General features: G+C 72.6%; 16 protein-coding genes. 9 read left to right on the forward strand and 7 right to left on the reverse strand.

The features are described 5' to 3' along the window. Positions 1 to 112 precede the first annotated feature (112 nt). The 3 genes from KA217_03430 to KA217_03440 are packed head-to-tail and all read left to right on the forward strand — an operon-like array spanning position 113 to position 2,774. A complete protein-coding gene (locus KA217_03430) occupies positions 113 to 1,417 on the forward strand; it encodes a hypothetical protein (protein ID MBP7711503.1) in 1,305 nt (434 codons plus the stop codon). Continuing rightward, complete coding sequence (locus KA217_03435) at positions 1,417 to 1,926, forward strand: acyltransferase (GenBank protein ID MBP7711504.1); 510 nt, start codon at positions 1,417 to 1,419, stop codon at positions 1,924 to 1,926. The genes KA217_03430 and KA217_03435 overlap by 1 nt, the downstream gene beginning before the upstream one ends. Further along, positions 1,923 to 2,774, forward strand: coding sequence for a hypothetical protein (locus KA217_03440; GenBank protein MBP7711505.1), 852 nt, complete (start codon positions 1,923 to 1,925; stop codon positions 2,772 to 2,774). The genes KA217_03435 and KA217_03440 overlap by 4 nt, the downstream gene beginning before the upstream one ends. Before the next feature lie 27 nt (positions 2,775 to 2,801). Here the strand turns inward: KA217_03440 and KA217_03445 are convergent, their stop codons facing one another. Next, complete coding sequence (locus tag KA217_03445; GenBank protein MBP7711506.1) at positions 2,802 to 4,226, reverse strand: glutamine synthetase; 1,425 nt, start codon at positions 4,224 to 4,226, stop codon at positions 2,802 to 2,804. A 197-nt stretch (positions 4,227 to 4,423) separates the two neighbouring features. Here KA217_03445 and KA217_03450 point away from each other — a divergent pair, with 197 nt between their 5' ends. The 5 genes from KA217_03450 (at position 4,424) to mgtA (ending at position 16,751) form a co-directional block, all read left to right on the forward strand. Continuing rightward, positions 4,424 to 4,828: an Hsp20/alpha crystallin family protein gene (locus tag KA217_03450; GenBank protein MBP7711507.1), complete on the forward strand. Its 405-nt coding sequence runs from the start codon at positions 4,424 to 4,426 to the stop codon at positions 4,826 to 4,828. Positions 4,829 to 4,835: 7 nt separating this feature from the next. Beyond that, on the forward strand, positions 4,836 to 7,286 hold the full coding sequence (lon, locus tag KA217_03455; protein MBP7711508.1) for an endopeptidase La: 2,451 nt from the start codon (positions 4,836 to 4,838) through the stop codon (positions 7,284 to 7,286). A gap of 112 nt (positions 7,287 to 7,398) precedes the next feature. Then, on the forward strand, positions 7,399 to 9,411 hold the full coding sequence (locus tag KA217_03460) for an HDOD domain-containing protein (protein MBP7711509.1): 2,013 nt from the start codon (positions 7,399 to 7,401) through the stop codon (positions 9,409 to 9,411). 896 nt (positions 9,412 to 10,307) lie between these two features. Beyond that, on the forward strand, positions 10,308 to 14,204 hold the full coding sequence (purL, locus tag KA217_03465; GenBank protein MBP7711510.1) for a phosphoribosylformylglycinamidine synthase: 3,897 nt from the start codon (positions 10,308 to 10,310) through the stop codon (positions 14,202 to 14,204). 57 nt (positions 14,205 to 14,261) lie between these two features. Beyond that, the gene (gene mgtA / locus KA217_03470; GenBank protein MBP7711511.1) at positions 14,262 to 16,751 is read left to right on the forward strand and encodes a magnesium-translocating P-type ATPase; all 2,490 of its coding nucleotides are present in this window, start codon (positions 14,262 to 14,264) and stop codon (positions 16,749 to 16,751) included. Between the two features lie 90 nt (positions 16,752 to 16,841). Here the strand turns inward: mgtA and KA217_03475 are convergent, their stop codons facing one another. After that, positions 16,842 to 17,429, reverse strand: coding sequence for a YqhA family protein (locus tag KA217_03475; protein MBP7711512.1), 588 nt, complete (start codon positions 17,427 to 17,429; stop codon positions 16,842 to 16,844). Positions 17,430 to 17,520: 91 nt separating this feature from the next. On the opposite strand from KA217_03475, the gene KA217_03480 reads away from it, so the two are divergent. Further along, positions 17,521 to 18,057 carry a Smr/MutS family protein gene (locus KA217_03480; GenBank protein ID MBP7711513.1) on the forward strand — a complete coding sequence of 179 codons (537 nt, stop codon included), beginning with the start codon at positions 17,521 to 17,523 and terminating at the stop codon, positions 18,055 to 18,057. Here the strand turns inward: KA217_03480 and truD are convergent. The 5 genes from truD to eno all read right to left on the reverse strand — a co-directional run bounded on the left by truD (position 18,036) and on the right by eno (position 21,963). Then, positions 18,036 to 19,076 carry a tRNA pseudouridine(13) synthase TruD gene (truD, locus tag KA217_03485; protein MBP7711514.1) on the reverse strand — a complete coding sequence of 347 codons (1,041 nt, stop codon included), beginning with the start codon at positions 19,074 to 19,076 and terminating at the stop codon, positions 18,036 to 18,038. The two genes, KA217_03480 and truD, sit on opposite strands and share 22 nt — an antisense overlap. Before the next feature lie 29 nt (positions 19,077 to 19,105). Continuing rightward, a complete protein-coding gene (ispF, locus tag KA217_03490) occupies positions 19,106 to 19,603 on the reverse strand; it encodes a 2-C-methyl-D-erythritol 2,4-cyclodiphosphate synthase (GenBank protein ID MBP7711515.1) in 498 nt (165 codons plus the stop codon). Beyond that, positions 19,600 to 20,253: a 2-C-methyl-D-erythritol 4-phosphate cytidylyltransferase gene (locus KA217_03495; GenBank protein MBP7711516.1), complete on the reverse strand. Its 654-nt coding sequence runs from the start codon at positions 20,251 to 20,253 to the stop codon at positions 19,600 to 19,602. The genes ispF and KA217_03495 overlap by 4 nt, the downstream gene beginning before the upstream one ends. 120 nt (positions 20,254 to 20,373) lie before the next feature. Continuing rightward, positions 20,374 to 20,634: a septum formation initiator family protein gene (locus KA217_03500; protein MBP7711517.1), complete on the reverse strand. Its 261-nt coding sequence runs from the start codon at positions 20,632 to 20,634 to the stop codon at positions 20,374 to 20,376. A gap of 45 nt (positions 20,635 to 20,679) precedes the next feature. Further along, positions 20,680 to 21,963: a phosphopyruvate hydratase gene (gene eno, locus KA217_03505; protein MBP7711518.1), complete on the reverse strand. Its 1,284-nt coding sequence runs from the start codon at positions 21,961 to 21,963 to the stop codon at positions 20,680 to 20,682. Between the last annotated feature and the right edge of the window lie 7 nt (positions 21,964 to 21,970).

Raw genomic sequence — 21,970 nt, forward strand, 5'->3', positions numbered from 1 at the left:
GGCTCGCGGGCATGCGTGCCCCGGCATCCGTGCCCAGCATCCGTGGGATAATCGCCCTTCGAACGGTCGCCTCCGCATCCAGGCGGAGCGCGCACTCCTCGAGGTGAGCTCGATGCGGACATTGCTCCAGGGTTCGTCCCGCCACTCTCTCCCCGCCGCGGTCACGGAGCTGGCTCCGTTGGCCGGGCTGCGGGCCGAGGTCCGGCCCTCGCCCCGGCGCCGCCTGCGGGTCTCGACGGTTCTCGTCGGCGCCCTCCTCGTCTTGCTCGCCCTGGGGCTCGGCCGGGGGCTGTGGGACAGCGTCCTCGACCGGCTGGAGTGGCTCAGCGCCGTGCACCCCGACCAGTCGAGCGCCGACTCCGGCGTGCGCCGCGAGGCCCGGCCGCTCGCGTGGCTCACGTACCGCGCCGCGGATGGCCGCGAGGTCCGCGCCCTGGTCGACGAGGAGCGCCTGGGGGCGTTTCTCGCCGGACAGGTGTACCAGCTCGAGTCGGCGCGCGCGGAACTGCGCCGGGCGGCGCGGGCGGACACGGAGGAGGCGGTCACTCCCCTCTTCGAGACGATGGCGGCCCGTGTGGCGGCCTTCACCGACTGGTACCTCGCCTGGGGCACCGGCTACGAACTGCTGCGGGTGGCGCTGGTCTCGGCGGCCGGCCACGCGGTGACCCCCGGGGTCATGGGCCTGCGGGACGCAGTCGCCCAGGACGTGGAGCGCCACGTGGAGGGCCGGTATCGGGACCTCGTGCTGAAGCCCGAGGAGTCCGACCCCCTGGTGCGCGCCGCCTACGAGCAGGCCCTGGTGGACGCCCACCGGCGGACCCTGGCCCTCGCGGCCCAGACGGACGCCGAATTCCTGCGGTTCCTGGGCCGGGAGTCCCGCGTGCTGGAGAGCCCTTCGGCCCAGGCGGCCCCGCACCTCACCCTCGACTGGGCAGCCTGGACCCGCAAGCTGGTCGTCCCCGACCTGGGGCAGACCGGCTTCGAGTCCCTGCGCGGGCTCTCCCTCGCCGCGGCCGGGGCCATGGCGGGGCGCACGGTGGGCGCGGCCGCGGGGCGAGCCCTCGCCCAGGGTGTCTCCGGCCGGGCGCTCGCGCCCTCGGCCGCCCGCGTGGGCTCACGGCTCGCCGCACCGGCCTTCTCTCGCCTGGCGGGGAGCGTCGCGGGGGCCAGCGTCGGTGCCGGCGGAGGCCCCCTGGGTCTCGCCCTGGGCGGGGCGGCAGGTCTCGGGGTCGACTACCTGGTCCACGCGGCGACGGCCGCGGTGCGCCGCGACGACGTCGAGGCGGCGGCCCATGGGACACTGGCGGCGCACCGGAGCGCCTGGCAACGGCTCCTCGGCGATTCCGTCGGCGGCACGGTGGACCTCTGGGTCGACGACCTCCAGGCGTTCCTGGTCCAGCACGCAGGCCGGGGCTGATGCGGCTGGACGGCTACAGGCTCGGTGAGACGCCCGAGCCGCTCGAGGTGACGACGACCGAGGAGGCCGCGGCAGTGGCGCTCGCCCTCGCCCGCCAGGCCGCGCGGACCCTGGACATCTTGAGCCGGCAGATTGACCCGCGGATCTTCGATACGGCCGACTTCGCCGAGGCCGTGACGCGCCTGGTCCTTCGCTCACGGCGGGCGCAGGTACGCATCCTCGTGCAGGACGTGGAGCCGGTGCTGCGGGACGGACACCGCCTGGTGACGCTCTCCCAGCGCCTGCCGAGCTTCCTGCAGATCCGGGTACCGGCGGAGGAGTACCGCACCTTCAACCAGGCCTTCGTCGTGGCCGACGGCACCGGGTATCTGCACCGTGGTCTCGCCGACCGCTACGAAGGCAAGGCGTCGTTCCACGCCCCCGCCAGGGCCCGCGAATTGCTCCGGGCCTTCCAACCCATCTGGGACACGGCCGAGCCGGACCCCAGCTTCCGGACGCTGGGCGTATGAGAGAACTGCACCGCGCGGTCTTCGGCCTCGTCCTCCTTCTCGTCCTCGGCGCCGGCGCGCGCGGCGCGGCGGCCGAGGAGCTCGTCATCCAGGTGTACGCCCTGCAATACCGCACCGTGGAGGAGGTCGCCCCCGTGCTGCGCCCGCTCGTGCCCGAGCCCGGCGCGGTGACCGGCCTCGGCGACCGGCTGGTGGTGAAGACCTCCCCCGAGAATCTCTCCACCGTCGAGGAGGTCCTGAGCCAGCTGGACCGGGAGCCCCGGCGGCTGATGATCAGCGTGCGCCAGGAGCGGGAAGAGAACCTGGACGCCCTCGGGGCCTCCGTCGGCGCCCGGGTCCGCGTGGGGGACGCGACGGTCTCGGCGGGGCGCACCGGCCCCGGTGCGGGAAACCGCGCCCGCGTCGAGGTCTACGGCACCGACTCCCGCGACGAAGGGGTGACGACCCAGAAGGTGCAGACCCTGGAGGGCCGGGCCGCCCTGGTGCGTGCCGGGACCTCGGTGCCCGTCGGCGAGCAGTACGTCTTCGTCGGCCCAGGCGGCGCCGGCGTTGCGGGCACCGTGCGCTATCTCGACCTCGCGACCGGCTTCTACGCCCTCCCCCGGTTGAGCGCCGACCGTGTGACGCTGGAGCTCTCCCCCTTCGCCGCGCGCCCCGCGGGCGTGGGTGGGGGGGTCGTGGACACCCAGGCGGCCAGCACCGTCGTCTCCACCCGGCTCGGCGAGTGGGTCGTCGTCGCCAGCTCCGTGGAGTCCGCCCAGGACCGCGGGACCGGCACCGTCTACTCGACCCGGCGCCGGGGGGAGACGAACCGCGTCATCCTCCTGCGGGTCGACGAGGTGCCGTAACGCCCGCGGCGCCGGGCACGGAATGCCTCAGAACTGGCCCCAGAGGTACTGGTTCGTCACCTCGTGGTGGAACTGGATCTCGCCGCGCTTGACGCGCGAGCCGAGCGCCTTCGGGCAGCGCTCGGCGCAGGCGAGCTTCAGCTCGGCGTACTTCGCGTGCACCTCGCGCCCCAGCAGCTCCCGCAGGTATCTGCTCGACTCGAAGGAACGGAGCGCCTCGTAGACGTTGCCGGGGAGCAGGCGCACCCGCTGGGACTTCGCGCCGTCGCCCCCGGGCCCCTCGAGCCCGGTCTTCAACAGGACGAAGATCGCCAGATAGGGATTCGCGTCCGGCGCGATCGATCGCACCTCGATGCGGGCCGCGCGCTCGTTGCCGATGGGGACCCGGACCATCGACCCCCGGTCGGACGCGGAGACCTTGATCTGGTTGGGGGCCTCGAAGTGGGGGTCGAGACGCCGGTAGGCGTTGACGCTGGAATTGAAGACGAGGCAGGTCTCGCCCGCGGTCGCCAGCACCCGATTCACGAAGCCCCACGCGAGGGGGCTCAACCCGTACTGCCCCTTGCCGTCGTGGAAGAGGTTCCTGCCGTTGCGGGCGATGGAGACGTTGGTGTGGCAGCCGCTGCCGTTCACGTTGGCGACCGGCTTCGGCAGGAACGAGGCGGTGAGCTCCATCTGGGCCGCGACCTGCCGGGCGATCAGCTTGTAGAGCTGCACCTGGTCCGCAGCCACGGTGGCCTCGGTGTAGGCGTAGTTCATCTCGAACTGCGAGGGAGCGACCTCCGGGTGGTCCTTCTCGTTACCGAACCCGAGCGCCCGCTGGACCTCGGCCGAGGTGTCGATGAAGCGGCGCAGCGCGTCGCCGGGCAGTGAATGGTAGTAACCGCCCGTGGAGACGTACTCGAACTGGCCGGTCTCGAAGTAGCGGCGCTCGGCGTCACGGCCCCGGAAGAGGAATCCCTCGATCTCGCTCGCCACGTGGGCCACCATCCCCTTCTGGCGCAGCTCCCCACCGAAGGCCTTCAGCCGCGACCGGAAGTCGCCGGGATAGGGGGTCCCGCCCTGGTCCTGGACGTCGCCGAAGACCAGCACCTTGCCGGGTCCGAAGACATCCGAGGGCAGCCAGTACAGCGCCGCCCAGTCGACACCGAGCCGCAAGTCCGACTCCGCCTGGCGCGAGAAGCCGCGGATGGAGGAGCCGTCGAAGGTGAGGTTGTCGGGGGACTTCAGGAGGAACTTCTTGTCGTAGTCCAGCATGTGGAAGCGGCCCTCGAGGTCCGTGAAACAGACGGTCACGGCCTTGATGCCCTTCTCGTCGGTCAGCCGCTTGACGCGCGCCTCGCGGATCCTTCCCGGGTCCTCTCCGGCCACGCGCTCGGCCTTGGCCTGAAGATTCGCCTCCTCGAGCTGCTCGTACGGGATCTCCAGAAAACGACGGAGCGGCGTATCCATTCCTGTCCTCGCTGCGCGCGACGTGAGCCGAGCGGCACAGTGGCGACCGCCGGCAAGGGGGCCATCGGGGCCCGGGGAAGCTCAGCACGCCCCAGGCTCCAATGCAAGCGGTTGCAGCCCCCGGGGCGCGCCGCCCGCGCCCTCGACCGCCGCAGCCGCGGTCGGTATGCTGGACGGGAGCCTCGGGGAGTACCGTGATGCCTGGACGTGACCCTCGCAACTGGATGTGGGCGGAGGCCTGCGAGATGCTCGAGCAGGCCGAGCGGATGCGCCGCGAGTTCTTCCGCCCCGCACCCCGCGGGGGACGGACGGCCTGGCACCCGCCGGTGGACGTCTTCGAGACGGAGCGCGACCTCTGGCTCGTGGTCGCGCTCCCCGGAGTGCCGGTCGACCGGGTCAAGGTACGGGTCGAGGGTGGCACGGTCATCGTCTCCGGAGAGCGGCCCCTGCCCGCTGCGGTCCGCGAGGCCCAGGTCCACCGTCTCGAGATCCCCCAGGGCCGCTTCGAGCGCCGCCTGGAACTGCCCGCCGGGCGCTTTCGCGTGGACCGGCACGAAATGGTCGACGGCTGCCTGGTCCTGAGCCTGTCCCGGGTTCCCTGAGGACGCCATGAGCGAAGAAGAGAAGGAAGGCGGCGCCGCGCCGGCCGTGGTCCCCGAGATCCCCGACGACGCCGTGATCGTGCTGCCCGTGCGCAGCACGGTGCTGTTCCCCGGCGTGGTGATCCCCCTCTCGGTGGGGCGCAAGCGCTCGGTCGCCGCGGCCCAGGAGGCGGTCAAGTCCGAGCGGCCCATCGGGGTGCTGCAACAACGGGACCCCGCACTGGACCAGCTCGCGCCCTCGGACCTCTCCACCGTCGGCACCGTGGCGACCCTGCTCCGGTACGTCACCGCCCCCGACGGGTCCCATCACCTGATCGTGCACGGTGACCACCGCTTCCGCGTCCTCGAGTTCCTGGACGGTTACCCGTTCTTCGTGGCGCGGGTGGAGCGGATCGAGGACCCGGAGACGCTCACGCCCGCCCTCGAGGCGCGCATGGACCACCTCCGGCGCGAGGCCCTCGAGGCGGTCGAGCTGCTGCCCCAGGTCCCCACCGAGCTCTCCGGCACCATCAAGGCCATCCCCGCGCCGGGGGCGCTCGCCGATCTCGTGGCCCACTTCCTCGACATCAAGCCCGAGGAGAAGCAGGGGCTCCTGGAGACCTTTGACGTGGAGCAGCGCGTCACCCGGGTCGCGGACCTCCTCGCCCACCGGTTGGCCGTGCTCCGCCTGTCGCACGAGATCGACCGCCAGACCAAGGAGTCGGTGGACAAGCGCCAGCGGGAATTCCTGCTGCGCGAGCAGCTGAAGACGATCCAGCGCGAGCTGGGTGACATCGAGCCGAAGGCGGCGGAGCTCGAGGAGATCGGCTCCGCGATCGCCGGGGCGAAGATGCCCCCGGAGGTGGAGGAGCAGGCCCGGCGCGAGCTGACGCGCCTGGAGCGCATGCCGGAGGCCTCCGGCGAGTACTCCATGGTGCGGACCTACCTGGACTGGCTGACGGCGCTGCCCTGGGCGGAGCCCGCGGAGACGCCCATCGACATCGCCGAGGCCCGGCGGATCCTGGACGAGGACCACTACGGGCTCGAGAAGGTCAAGCGGCGCATCCTCGAGTTCCTCGCGGTGCGCAAGCTCAACCCCGGCGGCCGCGGCGCGATCCTGTGCCTGGTGGGCCCCCCCGGCGTCGGCAAGACCTCACTCGGCCAGAGCATCGCCCGCGCCACGGGACGCAAGTTCGTGCGGGTGGCCCTCGGGGGCGTGCACGACGAGTCCGAGATCCGCGGGCACCGGCGGACCTATCTCGGGGCGCTGCCCGGCAACGTCATCCAGGCGATCCGCAAGGCGGGCACCCGCAACCCGGTGTTCATGCTCGACGAGCTGGACAAGCTCGGCATGGGCGGCTTCCACGGCGACCCGGCCTCGGCCCTGCTCGAGGTGCTCGACCCGGAGCAGAACTCCACCTTCCGGGACAATTACCTGGCCGTGCCGTTCGATCTCTCCCGGGTCATGTTCCTCGGCACCGCGAACATGATGGACACCGTGCCCGGCCCGCTGCGAGACCGCATGGAGGTCATCGAGCTGCCCGGCTACACCGAGGAGGAGAAGGTCGAGATCGGCCGACGCTATCTGGTCAGGCGCCAGCTCGAGGCCAACGGCCTCACGCCCGAGCAGGCCTCGCTCACCGCCGAGGCCCTGCGCGCGATCGTCCGCGATTACACCCGCGAGGCGGGGGTGCGCAACCTGGAGCGCGAGATCGGCAAGGTCTTCCGCCGTGTGGCGATGCAGGTCGCCGAGGGCACCTCGGCGGCCGTGCACCTGGATGCCAATGACCTGGCGCCGGTCCTCGGACCGCGCCGCTTCGAGGGAGAGGTCGCGATGCGCCTGTCCGTCCCCGGCGTGGCCACGGGGCTCGCCTGGACGCCGGTAGGCGGCGACATCCTCTTCATCGAGGCGAGCCGGGTCGAGGGAGCCGGCCGGCTCATTCTTACCGGACAGCTGGGCGACGTCATGAAGGAGAGCGCCCAGGCCGCCCTGACCCTCGTCAAGGGCCGCTCGGCCGCGCTCGGCATCGACGGCGAGGCCTTCCAGAAGAGCGACGTCCACGTGCACGTGCCGGCCGGAGCGACCCCGAAGGACGGCCCCAGCGCGGGGGTGGCGATGTTCACCGCGCTGGTCTCGCTGCTCACCGGCCGAACCGTGCGCAACGACACCGCCATGACCGGTGAGATCAGCCTGCGCGGGCTGGTGCTGCCGGTGGGCGGGATCAAGGAGAAGACGCTTGCGGCGGCCCGGGCGGGGCTGAAGCGCGTGCTCCTCCCGGCGCGCAACCGCAAGGACCTCGAGGAGATCCCGGCCGCCGCTCGCGGGCAGCTCGAGCTCATCTGGCTGGAGACGGTCGACGACGCCATCGCCGCCGCGTTCTCGGACACCCTGCCGTCCTCGGGCGCCGCCTCGTCCGCGGACCCCAGCTCGCCGGCAAACCCCGGCTCGTCCGCCGACCCCGGCTCGTCCCCCGGCTGAGGCCCACCGGCCCCGCGGCGCGCCCCTCGCCTCCCGCCCGCGCCGGCCGGCGCTCAATCTTGCCGGCCGGTGTCCGACAACCTCCCTCAGACAAGGTGGCGGAGAGCGGGCGATGGCGGGCGCCAGGAATGCGCGAGGCACGAGCTCGGACAGGGCTGGGCATCCCCCTGCCGGGGTTCCCGGGATCGAAGGCCGCTCCGAGGGCAACTTCGGCCTGACGCGGCTGGACCGGTTCCGGCTCGACCGGTGCATCGGCGAGGGCGGTGAGGGCAAGGTCTACCTCGCCCACGACCGTGTGCTGGACCGGCCGGTCGCCGTGAAGCGCCTTCACTCCGGCGCGCTCGCCGGGGAGGGCTGGCGCGAGCGGCTGCCCCAGGAGGCCCGCAACGCCGGGAAGCTGCTGCACCCGAACGTCGTCACCCTCTTCGACGTGGGGGAGCACGAGGGCGCGCCCTTCCTCGTCTTCGAGTACGTCGAGGGCGAGACCCTCGCGGCCCTGCTCGCGCGCGAGGGGCGCCTGCCCCTGCCCCGGGCCCTGGCCCTGCTGCGCCAGGTCCTCGCGGGGGTCGCCCACGCCCACGCGCAGGGCATCGCGCACCTGGACCTGAAACCGGCGAACGTGCTGCTGACCACGAACGGCACGCCGCGCATCGCGGACCTCGGGACCTCGCGCCTGCTGGAGGCCGCGCGCCCCGCAGGCCACGTCCTCATGGGCACCCTCCACTACCTCAGCCCCGAGCACGTCACCGGCTCCGAGCCGGGGCCCTGCTCCGACGTCTTCGCGCTCGGGCTCCTCGCCTTCGAGCTCATCACCGGGCGCAGGCTGGTCCGCGGAGACGACCTGAAGGCGGTGCGGGCCGAGCTCCTGGAGGGCCCCCTGCCCGCGCCCTCCAGCGTCGTGCCGGACCTGGACCCGAAGCTGGACGCCTTCGTGCTCCGGGCCCTCGAGCGCGACCGGACGGCCCGCTATCCCGACGCCGGGGCGATGGCCCTGGCGCTGGAGGAGGTCTCCCCTGCCGAGGCCGCGGGCCCCCGGGCGCCCGCCGCCGGGGAGGAACGCATCCCGGCCCTCGAGTTCCTGCTGCTGCGCATGCGCCACAAGGGCGACTTCCCGGCCCTGTCCCAGACCCTCGGCGAGCTCAACCGCCTCACCGCCGCCGACACCCGCGCCTCGACCGCCCAGCTCGCGAACGTCATCCTGCGCGACTACGCCCTGACCAAGCGCCTGCTGCGGCTGGCCAATTCGGCCTTCTACGGCCCCGTGGCCCGGCCGGTGCGGAACGTCTCCGAGGCCGTCAAGGTCCTCGGTCTGCGGCAGGTCCGCGCGGCGGCGACCGGCCTCATCTACGGCCAACGGATGGGCATCGGCAGCACCTCGGAGGGCCGGGAGTCCATCGCGGCGGCCTTCATGAGCGGGCTCGTCGCCCGCCACCTGGCGCGCGCCGCCGGTCTCGAGGCGGTGGAAGACGCCTTTCTTTGCGGCCTCTTCCACAATCTCGGCCGCAGCCTGACCCTCGTGTACTTCCCCGAGGAATACGCCGAGATCCGGCGCCGGCTCCGGGAGCAGGGGCTCGATTGGGACGCGGCCGCGCGCAGCGTGCTCGAGCTGTCCCTGCACGAACTGGGCGTCGCGGTGGCCCGCAGCTGGCGCTTCCCCGAAACCCTGACCCAGGCCATCCAGGCGCCCCCGGAAGGGGAGGTCGAAAACCCGCGCTCGCTGGAGGAACGGATGCACCGCTTCGCGGCCCTCGCCAACGAAGCCTGTGACGCCCTGGCGGACGCCCCGCCCGACGGCGTCGGCGAGGCTCTCTCCCGGCTCGCCGAGCGGTACGCCGTGGTCTTCCCGTCGCGGAGTCCGGCACTCGTGGCCGTCGTCGCGGCCGCGGCGGGCAAGGTCGGGGAATTCGGCCCCGTGCTCGGCTTCGAGCCGAACGCCTGCGAGGTCGTGCGCAGGGCGCTCGGCCCGGGCACCGACCCCTCCTCCACCCCCGCACCGCCGGCCCCGCCGCTGGAGCCACCCACCCGGACGACCGGGGCGGCCCCCGGTCCCCAGCCCCCGAAGGCTGGCCGGCGCTGGTGGCGCCGGCTGTTGTCCCGTTACGGGCTGCGAGCCGGCGCCCCGTAGGGGTAGTAGGGCTGGGGGGCCCAGCCGTACGGGGAGGAATACCCCGGGTATGCGGGGTAGGAGGGATAGGACGCCGGGGCGGACGAGGGCGCAGGTGCCGACGCGGCAGCCGGTGCGGAGGAGGACGCCGGGGCGGACGCAGCAGCAGCCGCTGCGGAGGCGGACGAGGGTGCCGGCGCGGCAGAGGACGCTGACCCGGGCGTTGCCCCGGATGCGGGCGCAGGCTCGCGAGCGGACACCGGCACGGACGCGGACGCGGACGCGGAGGCCGACGCAGGCACGGGCGCAGGCACCGCTGCCGGACCGGACCCGGGCGCAGGCGCAGGCGCAGAGCCCCGCGCAGCCGAGGGCACGGGCCCAGGGGCGGGAGCAGGCCAGACGGGGTCCGGGAGCGCCGCCGCCGAGGGCCGCTCGGCCTTGGTCGCCGCGGCCGGCCGCGCAGGCGTCCCGGCGGAAGACCCCGTACGGGCCCCCTTCGTCTCGGGCATCGGTTCCGGCGGGCCGCCGACGAGCCAGACGAGGGCCAGGACCACCGCGGCCCCGGCCACCCCCAGGAGGAGCCCCCTGCGCCCGCGCCGGCCGGCGGGGCGCCGCGAGAGCGAGTCCCGAGAGAGCCCCAGCTCGTCCATCCGCGCCCGGATGGCCGCCTCACGCTCCGGGGAGACCTCGGGGAGCTGGCCGGGGACGGCGGTCCGCGGCGAGGGGCCGGCGGAGCCCGGCGGAACCGGGGACTCCAGGCCTGGTGGGGGGGTGGTTTCGGAATGGGCCATCGTCGCGCACTCCTGACGGTCTGGTCCGGCGTGGAGCCGAGAGGTTAGCACAGGGACGCGCCCCGCCCGCGCGCCCGGGGCGACCCTGACCTATCATTGGGGCTCGCTCCCACCCGAGGCCCAGCCATGTACCTGCGCGGCTCCCCCGCCCTCTCCCGATTTCGCCTGGACAAGACCCTCGACCAGGCCCGAGCCGCAGGGGCCGGCGCGCTCACCGGCGCCTTCGCCGAGTACGTCCACTTCGTCGAGCTGCGCGAGCCCCTCGCCCCAGGAGACCTCGCCGTCCTGCGCCAACTGCTGGACTACGGCCCACCCCCCACCTCCTTGCCGCCCCGGGGGCAGCTCCAGCTCGTGGTCCCCCGCCCCGGCACCATCTCGCCGTGGTCCACCAAGGCCACCGACATCGCCCACGTCTGCGGCCTGGCGGCGGTGTCGCGCATCGAGCGGGGCGTCGCCTGGTATCTCGAGAGCGAGGCGGGCGCTGGGCTCGACCCGCGGGCACTGGCGGTCGTCCAGGGGCTCGTCCACGACCGCATGACGGAGGTGGTGACGGCGGACTTCGCGGAGGCCGAACGCCGGCTCTTCCAGCACGCCGAGCCGGCCCGCCTGCAGTCCGTGGACCTCCTGGAGGGCGGCCGGGGAGCCCTCGAGCGGGCCAACCGGGAGCTCGGCCTCGCCCTCTCGGACGACGAGGTGGACTACCTCCTCGCCAGCTTCCGGGCCCTCGGGCGCAACCCCCACGACGTCGAGCTGATGATGTTCGCCCAGGCGAACTCGGAGCACTGCCGCCACAAGGTCTTCAACGCCACCTGGACCCTGGACGGCGCCCCGGGCGAGGGGACCCTCTTCGGCATGGTCAAGGAGACGCACCGCCGCAGCCCCGGGGACGTCCTCTCCGCCTACCGGGACAACGCGGCCGTGGTGCGCGGCTTCCCCGCCGCCCGCTTCGCCCCCGACCCCGGCGACGGGCGCTACCGCTACGTCGAGGAGCCGGTCCACATCCTGATGAAGGTGGAGACCCACAACCACCCCACCGCGATCTCCCCCGGCCCCGGGGCCGCCACCGGCACGGGGGGTGAGATCCGCGACGAGGCCGCCACCGGCCGCGGGGCCCGGACCAAGGCCGGTCTGGTGGGCTTCTCGGTCTCGAACCTGCGGATCCCGGGCTTCGAGCAGGCCTGGGAGGTGGACCACGGGAAACCGGGCAGGATCGCCTCCGCACTCGACATCATGATCGAGGGCCCGGTCGGGGCCGCGGGGTTCGGCAACGAGTTCGGGCGCCCGAACCTCGTGGGGTATTTCCGGACCTACGAGCAGAGCGTCCCCGGCGTCGGCGGCCCCGAGGTCCGGGGCTACCACAAGCCCATCATGCTGGCCGGCGGGGTCGGCAACATCCGCGCGCCCCACGTGGCCAAGGGGCACATCCCCACGGGAGCCAAGGTCATCGTCCTCGGGGGACCGGCGATGCTGATCGGACTCGGCGGCGGCGCGGCCTCATCGATGGCCTCCGGGGCGAGCGAGGAGGCGCTCGACTTCGCCTCGGTGCAGCGGGCCAATCCCGAGATGCAGCGCCGGGCCCAGGAGGTCATCGACCGCTGCCGGGAGCTCGGGGAGGCCAACCCCATCGTGGCCGTCCACGACGTGGGCGCCGGTGGCCTGTCCAACGCGGTCCCCGAGCTGCTGCACGAGAGCGGCCGCGGCGGGCGGCTGGAGCTGCGCGCCGTGCCGAGCGACGACCCCGGGATGTCGCCGCTCGAGATCTGGTGCAACGAGTCCCAGGAGCGCTACGTGCTGTCCGTGCGCCCCGAGGACCTGGCGCGCTTCTCGGCCCTGTGCGAGCGCGAGCGCTGCCCGTACGCCGTGCTCGGGGAGGCGACGGACGACGGGCGCCTGGTGATGCACGACCGCCACTTCGCCAACACCCCCATCGACCTGCCGCTCGAGGTCCTGCTCGGCAAGCCGCCGCGCATGCACCGGGAGGCGGCCCACGTGCGCCCGCCCCGCCCGCCCCTCGACCTCACGGGCATCGACCTGCGCGAGGCGGCCCTGAGAGTGCTCCGGCTGCCGGCCGTCGCGGACAAGACCTTCCTCGTGACCATCGGCGACCGCAGCGTGACCGGTCTGGTGGCGAGGGACCCGATGGTCGGCCCGTGGCAAGTCCCGGTCGCGGACTGCGCCGTCACTGCGACCGGCTACCGGTCCCGCACGGGCGAGGCGATGGCCATCGGCGAGCGCACCCCCCTCGCGCTCGTGGACGCGCCGGCATCCGGGCGCATGGCGGTGGCGGAGGCCATCACGAACCTCGCCGCGGCCGCCGTGGAGGACCTCGGCCAGGTGGTCCTCTCGGCGAACTGGATGGCCGCCGTGGGGCACCCCGGTGAGGACGCGGCCCTCTTCGACACCGTGCGCTCGGTGGCGCTCGAGCTCTGCCCGACCCTCGGGATCGCGGTGCCGGTGGGCAAGGACAGCCTCTCCATGAAGACCGTGTGGCACGAGGCCGGAGAGGAGCGCGCCGTCACCGCCCCCCTCTCGCTCATCGCCTCGGCGTTCGCGCCGGTCGCGGACATCGCCCGCACCCTGACCCCGGTGCTGCGGACCGACCGGGGCGAGACCGACCTGCTGCTCGTGGACCTGGGCCGCGGGCGGAACCGCCTGGGGGCCTCGGCGCTCGCCCAGGTCTACGGCCAGCTGGGCGACCAGGTGCCCGATCTCGACCACCCCGGGGACCTGAAGGGCTTCTTCGCGGCCGTCCAGCGGCTGAGCTCCGACGGGCTCCTGCTGGCCTACCACGACCGCTCGGACGGCGGGCTGTGGGCGACGCTCTGCGAGATGGCCTTCGCGGGCCACACCGGTCTCGAGGTGGACCTGACCGGCCTCTCCGGCGGGTCACTGGAGACCCTCTTCAGCGAGGAGCTGGGCGCCGTGCTGCAGGTCCGCGTAGGGGACCGCCAGGCGGTGCTCGGCGCCTTTGAGGGCGCCGGGCTCGGCGGCCACGTGCACCGCATCGGAGCGCCCGCGACCCACGGGCGGGTGGTCGTGCGCCAGGGCCGCGAAATCCTGCTCGACCTCTCGCGGGTCGAGCTGCACCGGACCTGGTCGGAGACGACGTTCCGGATGCAGGCCCTGCGCGACCACCCGGACTGCGCCCGCGAGGAATACGACCGCCTGCTCGACGGGGAAGACCCGGGGCTCTCGGTCACGCTCACCTTCGACCCCGCCGCGCCCCCGGCCCCCCACCTCGCCGGCGCCCGCCCGCGGGTGGCCGTCCTGCGCGAGCAGGGGGTGAACGGCCACGTGGAGATGGCAGCGGCCTTCGACCGGGCCGGCTTCGAGGCAGTGGACGTGCACATGAGCGACGTCCTCTCCGGGCGCTCAAGGCTGGAGGGCTTCCGCGGCCTAGTGGCCTGCGGCGGCTTCTCCTACGGCGACGTCCTGGGGGCCGGAGGTGGCTGGGCCCGCTCGGTCCTCTTCAACTCACGGGCCCGGGACGCCTTCGCGGCCTTCTTCGTCCGCCCGGACACCTTCGCCCTGGGGGTCTGCAACGGCTGCCAGACGCTCTCGCTCCTCCACGACCTGATCCCGGGCGCCGAGGCCTGGCCGCGGTTCCTGCGCAACCGCTCGGAGCAGTTCGAGGCGCGCCTGGTGATGGTAGAGGTCACCGAGAGCCCGTCGCTCTTCTTCGCCGGGATGGCGGGGTCGCGCCTGCCGGTCGTGGTGGCCCACGGCGAGGGGCGGGTCGAGCATCGCGACGCCGCCCACGCGGCGGCCGTCGGCACCGGCGGCCTGCTGGCCCTGCGCTACGTAAACGGGCGCGGCCGGCCGGCAGAGCGCTACCCCGAGAACCCCAACGGCTCCCCGGGCGGCGCCACCGGGTTCACCACCCCGGACGGCCGCTTCACCATCCTGATGCCCCACCCGGAGCGGCTCTTCCGCACGCCCCAGTGGTCCTGGCACCCCGACGGCTGGGGCGAGGACTCACCCTGGATGCGGTTCTTCCGCAACGCCCGCACCTGGGTGGGCTGAGCCGTGACGAGGCAGGGGCCGCACGCTTCCTACTGGAGCGAGCAGGCTCGCGTGGTGATGGACCAGCTGGGGAGCGGCCCGCAGGGACTGCCCGCCACCACGGCAGCGGAACGGCTTCGGCAATACGGAGCCAACTCGCTCGAGGAGCAACCCCAACGAACCTCCGCCAGGCTCCTGCTGCACCAGTTCGAGAGCCCACTGGTGCTGATCCTCGTCTTCGGCGGCGCCGTCTCCATGCTCGCCGGCGACTGGGTCGACGCCGCGATCATCCTGGCCATCGTGATCGGCAGCGCCCTGCTCGGGTTCGTCCAGGAGCACCGGGCATCCTCCGCGATTTCCAAGCTGCGTCGCCGACTGGCCTTGACCGCGCAGGTACGCCGCGACGGCTCGGCCCGAACGACCAGCGCCAGCGCCATCGTGCCGGGCGACGTGATCGAGCTCTGCGCGGGCAACCTGGTTCCCGCAGACGGACTCATCGTCGAGGCGAGGGACTTCCTGGTGACCGAGGCGAGTCTCACCGGCGAATCCTTGCCGGTGGAGAAACGTCCCGGTGTCGTGCCAGCGCAGACACCCCTGGCCGCCCGGACGAACTGCGTATTCCTCGGCACCTCGGTACGCAGTGGCACGGCCACGGTGCTGGTCGTGAAGACCGGCCTGGACACGGCCTTCGGCGCCGTCGCCAGGCAACTGAAGTCGCAGCCACCGGAAACCGAGTTTGCCCGGGGTGTGCGACAGTTCGGGCACCTTCTCGTCCGCGTCATGCTCGTGATGGTGGTCTTCGTCCTGGCCGTCAATCACTGGTTGGACCGGCCCGCCATCGAATCGCTGTTGTACGGGGTTGCCCTGGCCGTGGGGATTTCACCGGAGCTCCTGCCCGCCATCGTGAGCGTGACCCTCTCCCACGGGGCCCGCGCCATGGCCCGGCGCGGGGTGATCATCCGGAGGCTCGAAGCGATCGAGAATCTGGGCAGCATGGATGTCCTCTGCACGGACAAGACCGGCACGCTCACCGAGGGGCGCATCGCCCTGCGGGCCGCGGTCGATCTGGACTTCCGGGACTCGGCCTCGGTTCTCCGCCTCGCGTACCTCAACGCGGCCTTCGAGACGGGCATCGACAACCCCCTCGACGAGGCGCTGACGGCGGCCGGGACGCGGGAAGGGCTCACCACCGAAGGCTGGAAGAAGGTCGATGAGATCCCTTATGACTTCGTGCGCAAGCGCCTCACGATCGTTGCCGCCCCGGCTGAAGACAGCGGCCATCACTGGATGGTCACCAAGGGCGCCTTCGCGCAGGTGCTCGCGGTCTGTTCCTCGCTCGACCGGGAAGGCAGCGACGTCCCCTTGGACCACGCCGCTCGCGAACGGCTGGACGCCTATTTCCGCGAGAGGAGCACGGAGGGGTTTCGGGTACTCGCGCTCGCGACGAAACGTGTCGCGGCAAGGGAAGAGTATGTTCGCAGCGACGAGAAGGAGATGTGCCTGCGGGGCCTTCTCCTCTTCTTCGACCCGCCGAGGCCAGACGCAAGAAAAACGATCGAAGACCTGGCAGGACTGGGCATTCGAATCAAGATCATCACCGGTGACAACCGCTACGTCTCGGCACACGTGGCCAGCAGCATCGGGCTCGACCCGCAGGCGATGATCACCGGTGAAGAGATCGCCAGACTGAAGGACGAGGCACTCTGGTATCGAGTCGGGCGGGCCGACCTTTTCGTGGAGGTCGACCCGCAACAGAAAGAGCGCATCGTCCGGGCGCTGCAGCGAACCGGTTGCGCCGTGGGCTACATGGGCGACGGCATCAACGACGCTCCTGCCCTGCATGCCGCCGATGTCGGCATCTCGGTCGAAGGGGCCGTCGACGTCGCGAGAGACAGCGCGGACGTGATTCTGCTGCGCAGCGACCTCAAGGTGCTCGGCGCAGGCGTGCGAGACGGCCGCCGCACCTTTGCCAACACCCTGAAGTACATCTGCATCACCACCAGCGCGAACTTCGGCAACATGGTGAGCATGGCCCTGGCGACCCCGATCCTGCCCTTCCTGCCCCTGGCCGCCAAGCAGATCCTGCTGAACAATTTCCTGTCCGACCTGCCATCGGTCGCCATTTCGACCGACAACGTCGACGCTGCCAAGGTCGCCCTGCCCCAGCGCTGGCACGTCCGGGACGTGCGGCGGTTCATGCTCGTGTTCGGCCTGCTCAGCACCCTGTTCGATCTGCTGACGTTCGTCGTTCTCTGGAAGGTGTTCCGGGCCGACGAGCCGACCTTCCAGACCGCGTGGTTCGTGGTCTCCCTCATGACCGAGTTGGCCGTCGTGCTGGTACTGCGGACAGAGCAGTCCGCGATACGGAGCAGGCCGAGCGGCCTGCTGCTCTGGACGACGGTCCTCGTCGCAGCCGTTGCGCTTGTCAGTCCGTACCTCGGTCCGCTCTCCGCGAGCTTCGACTTCGTTCCGCTGCCGTGGCAGGTCCTCGCGGTCATGGCCCTGGTCGTCGCGGGCTACCTCGTGGCGACGGAGGCGGCCAAGCGGCGATTCTTCGGCCCGGGCTGAGCCCGCGGGGGCGCGCACGCACGAGCCTCGCCCGTCGATCCTCGAAGGCGTCCAGCGAGCCGCGCGGCGTATCGGCCGCCTGCCAGCGACCTAGCTCACGGGATGCTCGTCGCTCGGCTCGTCCCTCGGCGCGCCCTGGTGGTTCCCCTGCCCGTGGTCGTCGGAGTGGGTGAGCCAGAGCGCCGCGCCGATGAGCGCGATCCCGCCCGCCAGGTAGAGGAGGTCGAGCGGCCGGTCGAAGTGCATGTCGATGACGTGCTCGAAGAACTTCACGATCAGGATCATCAGGATGACCTTCGCGAGCCGCGTCTTCAGGTCGTCCAGGCTTCCGATCAGCAGCACGTTGTTCGAGGTCTCGGACGCCTTGGCCACGTCGAGCTTGCTGATGAAGAGCTCGTACAGCCCGAGGGCGAAGATGAGCAGGACGGCCCCGAGCAGATAACCGTCCACGATCTCCACCACGTGGGCGACCGCCTCGCCGTGCAGGTCGGCGCGGGCGACGGCGTCGAGCCCCGGCTCCCAGTAATGCGCCAGGTGCAGGAACATGTAGACCGCGTCGACGGTGGCCAGGTAGAACATCGCGAACGCGGACAGCAGGCTGGCGACCACCGCGAACAGCACCACGACCCGGCTCTGCCAGAGCATGGCCTCGAAGGTCCGTTCAAGCCACTTCATCATGGGTCCCCTCCCGTTGGCAAAGGGCGATGATGTACCACAGAGTCCCCGGCACTCCCAGCTCTGCGTATGATGGGGGGAACAGGGGGCAAGCTTGAAGCGGCACACACCCAGCGAGGAGGAAGTCCGGCTCTTCCGCGACGCGGTCGGACCGGTCCGGGCCCTGGAGCACGATCGCCACCTCCCGGAGACGGCAGGACCGCCGCCGGTGCCCTCCCAGCGCCGGCGCGACGAGAAGCAGGTGCTGCGTGACCTCCTCTCCGACGGCCTCGACCCGGCGGACCTGGAGACCGGCGAGGAGCTCGTCTACCTGAGGCCGGGCCTGCCCTACTCCCTGCTGCGGCGCCTGCGCCGGGGCCAGTTCAGCGTCGGCCCCCAGCTCGACCTGCACGGTCTCACGGTCGACGAGGCGCGGGCCGCGCTCGGCGCCTTCCTGCACGAGGTCCAGCGGGGCGGCCGGCGCTGCGTGCGCATCGTGCACGGCAAGGGCCTGCGCTCCCGTCAGGGTCAGCCGGTGCTCAAGGTGAAGGTCAACCACTGGCTGCGCCAGCGCGAGGAGGTGCTCGCGTTCTGCTCGGCCCGCCCCGTGGACGGCGGTACCGGGGCGGTCTACGTGCTCCTGAAGGGCTGATCGGGGGCTGCGACCTCGCGCAGGAGGGCGGTGGCGTAGGCCCCGCTGGTGAGCGTGAAGGCGAGCTCCAGGGCGTCGTCCCCGGTCCAGCGCCAGGCGAGGTCGTGGGCCCGGGCGCGTAGCGCGCGGCGGTCCGACTCGAGCCCCGCCTCTTCGAGCCCTCGGCACCAGTCCCCGCAGCCGGCGAGGGCTTCCTCCTCGACCCGCCGGGCCTCCTCACGGGGCTCCGGCTCGCCCCGACCCCAGAGCGGTCCCGTGGGGTGTACCTCCCCCCGCCCAGCGCGCTCCATCAACTCCGGCGTCGGCTCCTCGGCCAGGAAACGGCTGTGGCGGCCGTCCAGCATCAGCACCTCGCCCGCGAGGGGGCGGTCCCAGGTCCCGCCGCCGACCCGGGCAGCGAGGACACGGTTGAAGAGGACCGAGCGGGCGGCCGAGAGGTAGAGCCCGCGCTCGGCGCGGTCCCGGACCCGCAGGCGCCCCCCCAGCATCGCCCGCGCCCGGGCCGGGTTCGACCCGTCCCGGCCGAACCGCTGCTCGCCGAAATAGTTGGGGAAGCCACGGTCACGCAGGACGCCGAGGCGCTCTTCGAGGGCAGCCCGCACGCCCGTGACATCCCGCAGCACCAGGACGAACCGGTTGGCGCGGTGGCTGCCCCGGCGCAGCTTGCGGTCGTGGCGCCGCGCGGCGAGCACCTCGACGGCGCCGGGTGCGAGCTGACCCCAGTCGGGCTCGGGACGGCCCGCCAGGTCGACGGAGAACCACTGGGTGGTCACGGCGTCGCGGTCCTTCAGCCCCGAGTAGCCGACCGCGACCGGGGCCACACCCGCGAGGCGTGCGAGCTGGCCGGCCACCCAGACGGTGTTCGCCCCGCGCTTGCGCAGCTGCAGGAGGACGTGCTGCCCGGTGCCGAGCGGCTCGAAACCCAGGACCTCGTCGACCGCGAAGTCCTCCGGCGCGACCCGCCAGCGTGCCCGGGCGGGCGGCTCCCCGTGGGCCCGGGGCAGGTCCTCCCAGGGGATCGGCGGGCAGTCGTCCGGCCGATCGGCGGTCACGCCGGCGCGGCCGGGGAGGCTTGCCGCTCCACGAGCAGGACGACCGCGTGGGCGGCCATCCCCTCCCCGCGCCCGGTGAACCCCATCCCCTCGGTGGTGGTGGCCTTCACGTTGACCCGCGACGGGTCGACGCCCAGGTCCGCCGCCAGGGTGGCGCGGATGGCCGGCACGTGGGGTGCGAGCTTCGGCGCCTGGGCCACGACCGTGAGGTCGGCGTTGCCCAGCCCGAGCCCCTGTGCCCCCAGCAGGGCGACCACGCGGCGCAGCAGGACCCGGCTGTCGACGCCTGCGTACTCGGCGCTCGAGTCCGGGAAGTGTCGGCCGATGTCGCCGAGGCCCGCCGCCCCGAGCAGGGCGTCGCACAGGGCGTGCACCAGGACGTCGCCGTCGGAGTGGGCAAGGAGGCCCTGGGGGTGAGGCACCGTCACGCCTCCGATCACGAGGGGCCGGACGGCACCGAAACGGTGTGCGTCGAAGCCGTGACCGATTCTCACTGGTGAGCCTCCTGGGCCCTCAGGAACAACTCGGCGAGCGCCAGGTCCCGGGGCGCCGTCACCTTCACGTTGTCGGGACTGCCCTCGACCAGGCGGGGAACGTGACCCGCAAGCTCCACGGCCTGGGCCTCGTCGGTGACCAGGAGCCCCCTGCCGATCGCCGCCTGGAGCGCCCGGCGCAGCAGGCCGAAGCGGAACATCTGGGGAGTCAGGGCGCGCCAGAGCCCGGCGCGGGCGACGGTCTCCCGCACGTTGCCGTCCGGGTCCGCCCGCTTCAGGGTGTCGCGCGCCGGCAGCCCCAGCAGTCCGCCGACCGGGTGCCCGGCAAGCTCGTCCATGAGCCGGTCGATGTCCTCGCGCCGCACGCAGGGGCGCGCGGCGTCGTGGACCAGGACCCAGTCGTCCTCGGCCGCGTCGTCGGCCAGGGCCTCCAGTCCGTTCAGCACCGAATGGCAGCGCTCGGCACCACCGGTCGCCCGGCGCGGCCGCGGCACGGGGCCGAGCTCGACCGCATCCCAGAGCGCGTCGTCCCGCGCGAGCACGACCACGGCCCCGGACACCCGCGGGTGTCCGGCGACGCGCTCGACGGCGTGCGCCAGCAGCGGGCGCCCGGCGAGGGGCAGGTACTGCTTGGGCACCCCTGCGCCCATCCGCTTCCCGCCGCCCGCCGCGGCGATGACCGCCCAGTAGCCCGGGATCGGGACGTTCGTCTCCGAGCGAATCTTCACATCGGCCACGAGACCCTTCGCCTGATCCTCACCACCCCGGGCTCACTCCTCCACCAGGAGGTAGAACGTCTCGTCCTTGCGTGTCATGCCGAGCTCCCGACGGGCCCGCTCCTCGATGGCCTCCAGTCCGCCCTTGAGGTCCCGGACCTCCGCGTCGAGCGCCCGGTTGCGCTCCAGGTATTGCTCGTTCTCCCCCTGCTGCGCCCGGGTGCGGCGATCGAGGTCACGGACCTCCTCGAGGCTGCCGTCGCCGAGCCAGAGCTGCTGCTGGAGACCCACCAGCAGCACGAACAGCACCGACATGACCAGCAGCCAGCGCACCTTGCGCGTTCGCCGCGCTCAGAGCGCTCAGCGCGTCCCGGCGAGCGCCGCCCGCCCCGGGTACCGACAGGCCCCGCCGAGCTCCTCCTCGATGCGGATGAGGCGGTTGTACTTGGCGATCCGGTCGGAGCGCGAGAGCGACCCGGTCTTGATCTGGCCGACACCGGTCGCGACCGCCAGGTCGGCGATGAATGCGTCCTCGGTCTCCCCGGAGCGATGGGACATGACCGCCGTGTAGCCCGCCTTGCGCGCCATCGCGATCGCCTCGAGCGTCTCCGTCAGGGTGCCGATCTGGTTCACTTTGATCAGGATGGAGTTGGCGACCCCTTGCGCGATCCCCTCGGAGAGGATGGCGGTGTTGGTCACGAAGACGTCGTCACCCACGAGCTGGATGCGCTTCCCGAGGCGCGCCGTGAGGGTCTTCCACCCCTCCCAGTCCCCCTCGGCCATGCCGTCCTCGATCGAGACGATGGGGTAGCGGTCCACCCAGGAGGCGAGGAACGCCGCGAACTCCCCGGACGAGAGCGCCTTGCCCTCGGAGGCGAGACGGTAGCGCCCGTCGCCGTAGAACTCCGAGCTCGCCGCGTCGACCGCGAGCGCCACCTCGTCCCCGGCCCGGAACCCCGCCTTGGCGATCGCCTCCAGGATGACCTCCACGGCCGACTCGTTCGACGGCAAGTCGGGGGCGAAACCGCCCTCGTCGCCCACGGCGGTGTTCAGGCCGCGGCCCTTCAGGACCGACTTGAGGGCGTGGAAGATCTCCGCCCCGTAGCGCACCGCCTCCGTCAGGCTGGGCGCGCCGACGGGCATGACCATGAACTCCTGGATGTCCACGCTGTTGTCGGCGTGGGCGCCCCCGTTCAGGATGTTCATCATGGGCACCGGCATCGTGTAGGGCGCGCCGTTGCCGAGCCAAGCGTAGAGCGGCCGGCCCTGCTCGGCCGCCGCCGCGCGCGCCGCCGCCATCGAGACCGCGAGGATCGCGTTGGCGCCGAGGCGCGCCTTGTTGGGCGTGCCGTCGAGCTCGATCATGCGGCGGTCGAGGGCCACCTGCTCGAGCGCGTCCATCCCCAGGACGGCCGAGCGGATCTCGCCGTTGACGTTGCCGACGGCCTTGCGCACGCCCTTGCCGAGATACCGTCCCTTGTCCCCGTCGCGCAGCTCCACCGCCTCCCGGGTGCCGGTCGAGGCCCCGGAGGGCACCGCCACACTGCCCCTGGCGCCGGAAGCCAGCACCACGTCCGCCTCCACCGTGGGGTTGCCCCGCGAGTCGAGGATCTCCCGTGCCCGAACGTCCTGGATTGCCGACATGCCGTTT

Source organism: Gammaproteobacteria bacterium, assembly GCA_017999615.1.
GTDB lineage: Bacteria > Pseudomonadota > Gammaproteobacteria > JAABTG01 > JAABTG01 > JAGNLM01.